Below are 9,009 nucleotides of genomic sequence, written 5' to 3' on the forward strand. Positions count from 1 at the left end.
TCCTTCAGGCGGCGCCACGGCGAGTTGTGATCCGGTCCGCGCTTCAGATCGTCTTCGCGCGAATAGTCGCCGTCTTCGAGGTCGATGACCCTGTCGCGCCGGCCACGAACACCGCCGGTCGAGAAATCGGTGGCGACGACAATGCGGCCCTTGAACCGGCTCCAGGCAAAATCGCGCAATGGCGGCAGGAACAGCAGCAGGCCGATGATGTCTGATATGAAGCCGGGGATGATCAGGAGGATCGCCGCAACCACGATCATGGCGCCGTGCGCAAGATGGCGGCTGGGGTTCTGGCCGGCGGCCATCTCGGTGCGGATGCGGGCCATCACACCAAAGCCCTGGTATCGGAGCAAAAGCACGCCGGCGATGCTCGAGGCCAGCACGAGGCCGACCGTCGCCAGCGCGCCGACCTCGCGGCCGACGATGACGAAACCGGCGATTTCCAGCAGCGGAAGCGCGAGGAGAAAGAAGGGAAGCAGCGAAATGCGCAAGTCTTGCCAACCTTTTTCGATTGTTATGATCGTTTCGATTGTTTTGGCCGCCAGCGAGCAATCGCCGCTGGCACTGAGGCTGTTAGATAGGTATGCCTGCCTTTGATTTGAATGATTGCGCCTTGCGTTCTATATGCTTTGAATGTTGAACGCTATGCGACCGTGGCCATTGGGCCTGACGGTCCGGCCACAGGGCAGGGATTGATTGGCGGAAGATATGGGATTCTTCGACTTCGGCACGATTTTCTTCCTGATTGCGGCGGTGGTCATCTTTTTCCAGCTGCGCAATGTGCTGGGCCGCCGCACCGGCAGCGAACGGCCGCCCTTCGATCCCTATTCGGCGGCTCGCACCGGCGACAAGGATGCCGCCCAGAAATCCGAAAACGTCGTCTCGCTGCCGCGCAAGCGCGCGCCAGGCGAGCCGGCTCCCGACACCTATGCCGCGATCGACGCTTTCGCCAAGCCCGACACCGACCTCAACAAGGGCCTGCGCACGATCAAGGACAATGATCCGTCCTTCGAGCCGAAGGGTTTCGTCGACGGCGCCAAGATGGCTTACGAGATGATCGTCATGGCCTATGCCGACGGCGATCGCAAAACGCTGAAGAACCTGTTGTCGCGCGAGGTCTATGACGGTTTTGTCGCCGCCATCGGCGAGCGCGAGGCCAAGGCGGAAAAGATCCAGTCCTCCTTCGTCGGCATCGACAAGGCCGACATCGTCTCGGCCGAGATGAAGGGCGGCGAGGCGCATGTCACGCTGCGCATCATCAGCGAGCTGATTTCGGCGACCCGCGACAAGGCAGGCGCGGTCATCGACGGCGACCCGGAAACCGTCGCCGAGGTCAAGGATGTCTGGACCTTCGCCCGCGACACGCGCTCGCGCGATCCGAACTGGAAGCTCGTCGCCACCGAGGAAGAAGACTAGTTCGGAAACACGCGGCGAGGCTCCGGTGTCGCTATCGCCTCTTTTTGTCGAGAAAGCCTTTGGCGACCTGCCCGGCTGGGACGATGACGACCATCTGGCGGCCTTCGCCGCCTTTCGCCGCTCGGCCTTCCATGTGCTGACCAAACCCTATCGCAGCGGTGCGCTCGGCGTCGACTTCCAAGCTTTTGCCGATGCCTACGCGGAGGCGCGGACCGTTTCGCCGGCGAATCGGTCGCCGGTTTTGGCCCGCGGGGAAGCCCGCGCCTTCTTCGAGCGCCATTTTGCCCCGGCGCTTGTCCCTGCCGAACATGGCGGCGCCGGGCTCGTCACCGGCTTCTATGAACCGCAAGTCGAGGCGTCACCGGTGCGCACGGACCGATTTTCGGTGCCGTTGCTGTCGCGCCCGGCCGATCTCGTCGATATCGACGACGGAAACCGGCCGCCCGGCCTGGATCCCTACCTCGCTTTCGCGCGCCAGACGCCGAACGGGCCGGTCGAGTATCCCGACCGTGGCGAGATCGAGCGCGGCGCGCTCGACGGCAAGGGCCTGGAAATCGCCTGGCTGGCCGACAAGGTCGATGCCTTCTTCATTCACGTGCAAGGTGCCGCACGCCTCGCCATGACCGACGGCCGGCTTGTCCGCGTCACCTATGCCGCCAAATCCGGCCAGCGCTTCACCGGGCCCGGCAAGATCCTGAGCGAGATTGGCGAGATCCCGCTGGCGGAGGTGACGATGCAGTCGATCCGCGCCTGGTTCAAGGCGCATCCGGACCGCGTCGACGAGATACTGCGTCAGAACCGCTCCTACATCTTCTTTCGCGAGGCCGATGTCGAGGACGCAACCCTTGGCCCGATCGCCGCCGCCAAGGTGCCGCTGACGCCGGGCCGCTCGATCGCCGTCGACCGCCTGCTGCATACATTCGGCACGCCCTTTTACATCGACGCGCCGACGCTCACTGCTTTCGACGCAAAACCGTTCCGCCGCCTGATGATCGCGCAGGACACCGGCTCCGCCATCACCGGACCGGCGCGGGGCGACCTGTTCGCCGGATCGGGCGATGCCGCGGGCGAGATCGCCGGCGTGATCCGCAATGCCGCGGATTTTTATGCGCTGGTGCCGCGCGCGCTCGTTGCGGGTGCGGTCCGATGACCCGGCGCCCGGACAAGCTCAGCGAGGATGACCGGGTTCTGTGGAACCTGGTGGCGCGCACGGCCAAGCCGCTGAAGGGCAAATTTGCCGTCGACATCCCCGACATTGCCGCCGAGGCCAGGCCAAATCAGCCGCAGCCGGCGCTGGCCTCTGCCAACGCCGCAGGGACCGCAAAGCCGAAGGCTCAGCAAGTCACGCACCGCCTCGACGAGCCGACGCTGGACAAATTATCGAAAGGCCGGCTGCCGATCGAGGGCCGTGTCGACCTGCACGGCATGACCCAGGACGAGGCTTATTCGCTGCTGTTTTCGTTCCTGCACCGGGCGCATGCCGGCGGCGTCCGCTATGTCCTGGTCATCACCGGCAAGGGCTCGTCCTCCGGCGGCGATGGGGTGTTGCGTCGCGCCGTGCCGGCCTGGCTGTCGACGCCCGCCTTCCGGCCGCTCGTCTCCAGCCACGACCATGCCGCCCGCAACCATGGCGGTTCGGGTGCGCTCTATATCCGCCTGCGGCGGGCGCGCCTGTGAGGAGTTCTATCATGAGGGCGGGGACATGACCCCGTTCGGAGAGAAGCTGCGCACGCTACGAGGCGAACGCGGTGTCCGCCAGAAGGACATGGCGGCGGCGATCGGCGTCAGCGCCGCCTACCTGTCGGCGCTCGAACATGGCAGGCGCGGTGCCCCGACCTGGACGCTGATCCAGAAGATCATCGGCTATTTCAACATCATCTGGGACGATGCCGAGGAACTGGCGCGGCTGGCCGAGGCCTCGCACCCGCGTGTAAAAATCGACACGTCGGGTCTTTCCCCCGCTGCCACCGAGCTTGCCAATCTGCTGGCCGAAAACATCGAGAAACTCGACGAGGCCGAGCTTCGCCGCATCACTGCATTGATCCGCGCGGCGTTGAACCAGCGGCCGTAGCCGACGATCCGAGCGTGATGCAGGTTCGCCTGCCTCAGCAGGAAACTGCCCGCCGGCGGACCGCCAGCGGGCACAGTGGTGAGATCATTTCTTGCCGGCCGTGCCGCCATTTCCGCCCCGGCCGTGATCGCCATTGCCGCCATGGCCATTGTTTCCACCCCCCAGGCAGCCCGACGCCCCGGCATCACCGCAACAGCGGCCGGCCCAGAGGTCGTTGAGGTTGGTTTTGGAACAGCTGGTGGTCTGCTCGGCCATGGCGGATCCGGCCATGCTCGACACCGCGAGAGCGGCAAGAAGGGTGTTTCGCAGAAAAGCAGTCATCTGAAGTCTCCATGGTTGGTTTCGGTTCACGGCTGTGTGTCGCTGGCCGAAGCGAAATGGTTCACGGAGAAATGCGAAAATTCATTGGGGGGCGGTCGCGGTGGGAAATATTGGCAGACGTCGCGCTGCCCCTCATCCGCCTGCCGGCACCTTCTCCCCGTATAGTGACGGGGAGAAGGTGCAGCCGCGCGGTTGGCGCTTACGACGTTGATGATTGGCGAAAGCGACGATGAAGGCGTCTTTCTCCCCGTCCCTATACGGGGAGAAATGTCCGGCAGGACAATGAGGGGCGGCGGCGACCTATGATGTGAAAGCAGCTAAAGCGCGCCACAAGAACGCGACGTGCCGGGATGGGCGTACCAAAACCTACTGAACCGCGCCGACCAGAACTTGCTGGCCACCGCGGATCGAGACCCAGCGGCCGGTGTTGTCGATCGCCTGCCGCTTGAGGAAGCGGTAACCGGTCGCGTCCCATGGCTTGACCTTGTCGGTCAGATTGTCGAGCACATAGTCGCCCTCGTCGGTGCGCACCGTCAGCACGGCGTGGCCCTCGCCGTCGGGCTTGCGCACGACGGTGATCAGCAGATCGGCAAGCGATATGCTCATGCGTGAAAGCTGGCGCCGCTTTTCCAGCACATAGTCCTCGCAATCGCCGACGCCCTTGTCGGGATAGGCCCAGACCTCGTCCTTGCCGTAGATGTCCATGTCGCTCATCGGCTTGACGGCGGCATTGACCCTGGCAGTGACATTGAGGAGCTTGCGCATCAGCCCGTCGCTCATCGGAGCCGGCGCCAGATTGGTCGGGCGGATCGAGCACTCGCCCGGATGCAGCTTGCAGAAATCATAGTGGCCGATCGGCTGCGAGGTGAGACCCCCGGTCGCCATCGCTCCACCCGCCAAAGCCGGTGCCACCCAGCCCGCCGTCACTGCCAGCCCGGCCGCCACATACACGCGCAGCCGTTGCGCCATCGATGAGGAAATCATTGTCCCCGCTCACCCTTTGTTATTAACGAAAGGTTAAGGGGGATTTACAGTCCGTGTCAATTACGACGACGGTCGGATTGTCGGCATGGTTACCCGAGGGGCTGGACAGCGGCACTTGTGCAACAGAATCGGCCAGCCAGCCGGCTTTTACCGGTCAATCTCACGGTTTGTCGCCGTTAAGCTTGGTTCTATGCAGGTCATCGTCCAAAAATCCGCAATTTGGGCGACTTGCATTATCTCTTGGCGGCGCGGACCAGCTTCGGTTTCACCGCGACACGCTCCTGGCGGCCATAGCTGGTGATGAAGTCGACGATGCGCGGCACGATTTCGGAACGGAAGCGCGAACCGTTGAACACGCCGTAATGGCCAACCGCCGGCTGCATGTAGTGGGCATGCCGCTCAGCCGGGATATTGGGGCACAGATCATGCGCCGCCTTGGTCTGGCCAAGGCCCGATATGTCATCGTTCTCGCCTTCGACCGTGAACAGCGCGACGTTGCGGATCGCCGACGGATCGATCCTGGTGCCGCGATGCGTCATCTCGCCCTTGGGCAAGGCCTGGCGAACGAAGACGGTGTCGACGGTCTGCAGATAAAACTCCGCCGTCAGGTCCATGACAGCCAGATACTCGTCGTAGAAATCGCGGTGCTTCTCGGCATTGTCGCCATCATGCTTCACCAGATGCATGAAGAAGTCCTTGTGGGCGATGATGTGGCGGTCGAGGTTCATGCTCATGAAGCCGGACAGCTGCAGGAAACCGGGATAGACCTCGCGGCCGAAGCCCGGCACCGGCCAGGGCGCATGCATCACGACATTGTCGCGGAACCAGTCGATGCCCTTTTCCTGCGCCAGCAGATTGACCGCAGTCGGATTGCTGCGGGTGTCGATCGGGCCGCCCATCAAGGTCATGGTCGAGGGCACGAAGGGGTCGCCCTTCGTTTCCATCAGCGCCACGGCGGCCAACACCGGCACGGAAGGCTGGCACACCGCCATCACATGCGTGTCCGGCCCCAGCGTGTGCAGCATGTCGATGACGTAATCGATGTAGTCGTCGAGATCGAACTGGCCATCGGCAAGCGGCACCATGCGGGCATCGACCCAGTCGGTGATGTGCACGTCGGCATAGGGCAGCATCGCTTCCACCGTGCCGCGCAGCAGCGTCGCATAATGGCCCGACATCGGCGCCACGATCAGAAGCTTCGGATCGGGCTTGCGCCCGGCGGGCACGGCACGCTCGAAGCGGACGAGATTGCAGAACGGCTTCGACCAGACGGTCTTCTCGGTGACCTCGACGCTCTTCCAGTCGACCACGGTCTTGCTCAGGCCGAAGGCCGGCTTGCCGTAGCGGCGCGTGGTGCGCTCGAACAGTTCGGCCGTCGCCGCGATCGAACGGCCCCATTGGGTGTGGGAAAACGGATTGAGTGGATTGGAATAGAACATCCGCACCGCGTCGGCATAGAGGCGCGCCGGCTGCAGGGCCGCGTGGTTCATCTCATAGAGCTGGTAGAACATCGAGAACCCCGCTGCTGCCTGCGACCGAAGGGACGACGAGCAGCGCCGAGCCCTAGATGTCTCGCGGGGAAGTTAACAACTAATTGCTGCGATGCAATACGTCACGCTGCGTGACCAATGCTTCTTTGGTTCAAGGCCATGGAAATCGGGGCCGAACGGCGCCAGCCGGCTCAGTGTGCGGCTGCGAAATGTGTAGGCAATGTGTCCGGCCCTTTTGCCGGACACAGGGAGCTCTAGACGCGCGCCATGCACACGGAAGTATGGCCGGAGCCGATGAAGCCGAGCTGGCCGGCGGCACCCTTCGACAGGTCGAGCACGCGCCCCTTGATGAACGGACCGCGATCGTTGATGCGCACGACGACGCTGCGGCCGTTGTTCTTGTTGGTCACCTTGAGCTTGGTGCCGAAAGGCAAGGTGCGATGCGCGGCGGTCAGCGCCGACGGGTTCATGCGCTCGCCCGAGGCGGTCTTGGAGTGCAGGGCATACCACGAGGCGCGGCCGCACTGGGCGGCGGCGGTCGCCGAAGAAGCGCCGACCATCAGGCCAGCAGCGATCGTTACCGCGACAAGCGCGGTCTGTTTTGGGTTCTTCATATTTGGGGGATGGCTCCGTTTTTGACAGACCCCAGCCGTTAGGTGCCAAATAAGGCGCGAAATGCGGCAGTGATCTGGCGGTTCCGTGGCAATGGCACACGTTTGGAGTCGCTGGGTAACAGTCTGTCAGGGATTTTCCGGCACGCGATGGTCAATCAATGATGATCTTTGTGTTGAGGTCAGACGTCCGTTTGACAAGATCGAACATTAATATCCAAGTAGAGCCCGGCATGGTCGGGCCACTTCCTTCGGCTCTTTTATCGCGGCCCCGATGCTCCAACCAATCGACTTCGAAAGCGAGATCCGGCAATGAGGCTGATCAAAAATCTGCTGGCCTTGATTGTGCTTGCCGTCGGCGTGCTGTGGTCGCTGCAAGGCGTCGGCGTTGTCGGCGGCAGCTTCATGACCGGCCAGTCGCAATGGCTGTATATCGGTGTCGTCACCATGCTGGTCGGGCTGGGGGGATTGGTGTGGGCCAATCGCTAGAGGGTGAGCTTCGAAGAAAGGTCGACCCCCACTCCGCCAATTGCGGCGCCGCCCCCGACAAACCTACCCGAACAGCCGATCCAGAATCTTGCCTTCCAGCCGCGCAAGCTCCACCGAACCGCGCCGGCGCGGCCGTTCCACGGGCACATCCAGATCAAGCGCGATCCGGCCTTCGCTGATCACCACGACCCGGTCGGCCAGCGCGACCGCTTCGGCGACATCATGCGTGACCAGAACGGCGGTGAACTTCTGCGCGATCCAGATGCGTTCCAGAAGCTGCTGCATCTCGATGCGGGTCAGGGCGTCGAGTGCGCCGAGCGGCTCGTCGAGCGCCAGGATCTGCGGGTGGCCGACCAGCGCGCGGGCCAGCGCCACGCGCTGCTTCTGGCCGCCCGACAGCACCGAAGGCCATTCGTCGGCCCGGTCGGCAAGCCCGACCTCGCCGAGAATGTCGAGCGCGCGTTGCCTTGCCTCCGCGCCGGAAGCAATCCCGGTCAGCCCGACCTCGACGTTTTTCACCACGCTGGCCCAGGGCAGGAGCCGTGGTTCCTGGAACATGAAGCGCGTGCGGCTGTGTCCTTCCTCTTCGACGCCGAATGTCAGCGATCCCGATGTCGGCCGGTCGAGCCCGGCCAGAAGCCGCAAAAGCGTGCTTTTGCCGCAGCCGCTCTTGCCGATGACGGCAAGGAACTGCCCGGCCGGCACGTCCAGGTCGATGCCGTCGAGCACGGTCTTGTCGCCGAAGCGCTTGCCGGCTTGCCTGAAGGCAAAGGCCCGCTGCCCTTCGACGGAGCCGATCGGTCGCACCGGCGTGGCGACGAAGGAACGGGCTGCGGTCAGGCTGGCGGCGGTCATGGGCAATCTCTCATCTGTTCTGGAAGGCCGGATGCCAGCCGAGCGACAGCCGCTCGAGCAGGCGGGCGAGGCTGTCGGCGAGCTTGCCGAGCAGCGCGTAGATCAGGATCGACAGCACGACGACATCGATCAGCAGGAATTCGCGCGCCTGCATGGCCATGTAGCCGAGGCCGGAACTGGCCGAGATGGTTTCGGCGACGATCAGCGTCAGCCACATGATGCCCAGGGCATAGCGCAGGCCGACGAAGATCGCCGGCAGCGCACCGGGCAGGATGACGCGGAAGAACAGGGCGCGCCGGTCCATGCCGTAGACGCGGCCCATCTCGACCAGATGCGGGTCGACGCTCTGGATGCCGAGCAGCGTGTTGACATAGATCGGAAAGAACACGCCGAGCGCCACCAGGAACAGTTTGGCTTCCTCGTCGATGCCGAACCACAGGATGACCAGCGGGATCAGCGCCAGGTGCGGGATGTTGCGGATCATCTGCAGCGTCGTGTCGGTCAGGCCGCGGCTGAGCGTCGAGAGCCCGTTGGCAAGGCCAAGCGCAAAGCCGATCGAGCCGCCGATGGCGAAGCCGGCAAGGGCGCGCGCGGTCGAAACGCCGATGTTGCGGACCAGTTCGCCCGACAGCGTCAGCCGCCAGAAGGCCTCGGCGACCGCACTTGGCGCCGGCAGCACGTTGGCGGGCATGACGCCCGCGCGGCTGGCAATCTCCCAGCCGGCAATAACCAGCGCCGGGAGCAACCAGCCGATGGCATTGCTATGCAGGCG

General features: G+C 64.0%; 12 protein-coding genes. 5 read left to right on the forward strand and 7 right to left on the reverse strand.

Annotated elements, in window-relative coordinates:
- A partial coding sequence (locus tag EN939_RS11070) for an FxsA family protein (RefSeq protein WP_127268042.1) occupies window positions 1–491 on the reverse strand: 491 nt, incomplete at its 3' end.
- A 217-nt stretch (window positions 492–708) separates the two neighbouring features.
- On the opposite strand from EN939_RS11070, the gene EN939_RS11075 reads away from it, so the two are divergent.
- Genes EN939_RS11075 through EN939_RS11090 form a run of 4 tightly spaced genes read left to right on the forward strand, consistent with a single transcriptional unit; the run spans window position 709 to window position 3,487 of the window.
- Entirely contained in the window at window positions 709–1,416 is a 708-nt protein-coding gene (locus tag EN939_RS11075; protein WP_127268043.1) for a Tim44/TimA family putative adaptor protein, read from the forward strand.
- Between the two features lie 25 nt (window positions 1,417–1,441).
- Entirely contained in the window at window positions 1,442–2,566 is a 1,125-nt protein-coding gene (gene mltA, locus EN939_RS11080; RefSeq protein WP_127268044.1) for a murein transglycosylase A, read from the forward strand.
- Entirely contained in the window at window positions 2,563–3,093 is a 531-nt protein-coding gene (locus EN939_RS11085) for a Smr/MutS family protein (protein ID WP_127268045.1), read from the forward strand. Before mltA ends, EN939_RS11085 begins: the two co-directional genes overlap by 4 nt.
- A gap of 25 nt (window positions 3,094–3,118) precedes the next feature.
- A complete protein-coding gene (locus EN939_RS11090; protein ID WP_127268046.1) occupies window positions 3,119–3,487 on the forward strand; it encodes a helix-turn-helix domain-containing protein in 369 nt (122 codons plus the stop codon).
- Window positions 3,488–3,571: 84 nt separating this feature from the next.
- On the opposite strand, the gene EN939_RS11095 is transcribed toward EN939_RS11090, so the two are convergent.
- The 4 genes from EN939_RS11095 to EN939_RS11120 form a co-directional block, all read right to left on the reverse strand.
- Window positions 3,572–3,808: a hypothetical protein gene (locus tag EN939_RS11095; RefSeq protein ID WP_127268047.1), complete on the reverse strand. Its 237-nt coding sequence runs from the start codon at window positions 3,806–3,808 to the stop codon at window positions 3,572–3,574.
- A gap of 366 nt (window positions 3,809–4,174) precedes the next feature.
- The gene (locus tag EN939_RS11105; RefSeq protein WP_027040328.1) at window positions 4,175–4,792 is read right to left on the reverse strand and encodes a transglutaminase-like cysteine peptidase; all 618 of its coding nucleotides are present in this window, start codon (window positions 4,790–4,792) and stop codon (window positions 4,175–4,177) included.
- Between the two features lie 233 nt (window positions 4,793–5,025).
- Window positions 5,026–6,303, reverse strand: a complete 1,278-nt coding sequence (locus EN939_RS11115; RefSeq protein WP_127268048.1) for a polyhydroxyalkanoate depolymerase — start codon at window positions 6,301–6,303, stop codon at window positions 5,026–5,028.
- A 233-nt stretch (window positions 6,304–6,536) separates the two neighbouring features.
- Complete coding sequence (locus EN939_RS11120) at window positions 6,537–6,896, reverse strand: septal ring lytic transglycosylase RlpA family protein (protein WP_127268049.1); 360 nt, start codon at window positions 6,894–6,896, stop codon at window positions 6,537–6,539.
- 309 nt (window positions 6,897–7,205) lie between these two features.
- Between EN939_RS11120 and EN939_RS37980 the strand changes: the two genes are divergently transcribed.
- Window positions 7,206–7,382 (forward strand): hypothetical protein, encoded by a 177-nt coding sequence (locus tag EN939_RS37980; protein WP_164749060.1) that lies wholly within the window; start codon window positions 7,206–7,208, stop codon window positions 7,380–7,382.
- A gap of 63 nt (window positions 7,383–7,445) precedes the next feature.
- On the opposite strand, the gene EN939_RS11130 is transcribed toward EN939_RS37980, so the two are convergent.
- The gene (locus tag EN939_RS11130) at window positions 7,446–8,237 is read right to left on the reverse strand and encodes an ATP-binding cassette domain-containing protein (protein ID WP_127268050.1); all 792 of its coding nucleotides are present in this window, start codon (window positions 8,235–8,237) and stop codon (window positions 7,446–7,448) included.
- A gap of 10 nt (window positions 8,238–8,247) precedes the next feature.
- A complete protein-coding gene (locus EN939_RS11135; protein ID WP_127268052.1) occupies window positions 8,248–9,006 on the reverse strand; it encodes an ABC transporter permease subunit in 759 nt (252 codons plus the stop codon).
- Window positions 9,007–9,009: the final 3 nt, after the last annotated feature.

Source organism: Mesorhizobium sp. M7A.F.Ca.CA.002.05.1.1 (genome assembly GCF_003998335.1).
GTDB lineage: Bacteria > Pseudomonadota > Alphaproteobacteria > Rhizobiales > Rhizobiaceae > Mesorhizobium.

Excerpts from the sequence above, each read along its gene's own strand:
- EN939_RS11130 (WP_127268050.1), bottom strand. The coding sequence starts at position 8,237 with ATGACCGCCGCCAGCCTGACCGCAGCCCGTTCCTTCGTCGCCACGCCG.
- EN939_RS11120 (WP_127268049.1), bottom strand. The coding sequence starts at position 6,896 with ATGAAGAACCCAAAACAGACCGCGCTTGTCGCGGTAACGATCGCTGCT.
- EN939_RS11095 (WP_127268047.1), bottom strand. The coding sequence starts at position 3,808 with ATGACTGCTTTTCTGCGAAACACCCTTCTTGCCGCTCTCGCGGTGTCG.
- EN939_RS37980 (WP_164749060.1), top strand. The coding sequence starts at position 7,206 with ATGAGGCTGATCAAAAATCTGCTGGCCTTGATTGTGCTTGCCGTCGGC.
- EN939_RS11075 (WP_127268043.1), top strand. The coding sequence starts at position 709 with ATGGGATTCTTCGACTTCGGCACGATTTTCTTCCTGATTGCGGCGGTG.
- EN939_RS11090 (WP_127268046.1), top strand. The coding sequence starts at position 3,119 with ATGACCCCGTTCGGAGAGAAGCTGCGCACGCTACGAGGCGAACGCGGT.
- EN939_RS11085 (WP_127268045.1), top strand. The coding sequence starts at position 2,563 with ATGACCCGGCGCCCGGACAAGCTCAGCGAGGATGACCGGGTTCTGTGG.
- EN939_RS11105 (WP_027040328.1), bottom strand. The coding sequence starts at position 4,792 with ATGATTTCCTCATCGATGGCGCAACGGCTGCGCGTGTATGTGGCGGCC.
- EN939_RS11115 (WP_127268048.1), bottom strand. The coding sequence starts at position 6,303 with ATGTTCTACCAGCTCTATGAGATGAACCACGCGGCCCTGCAGCCGGCG.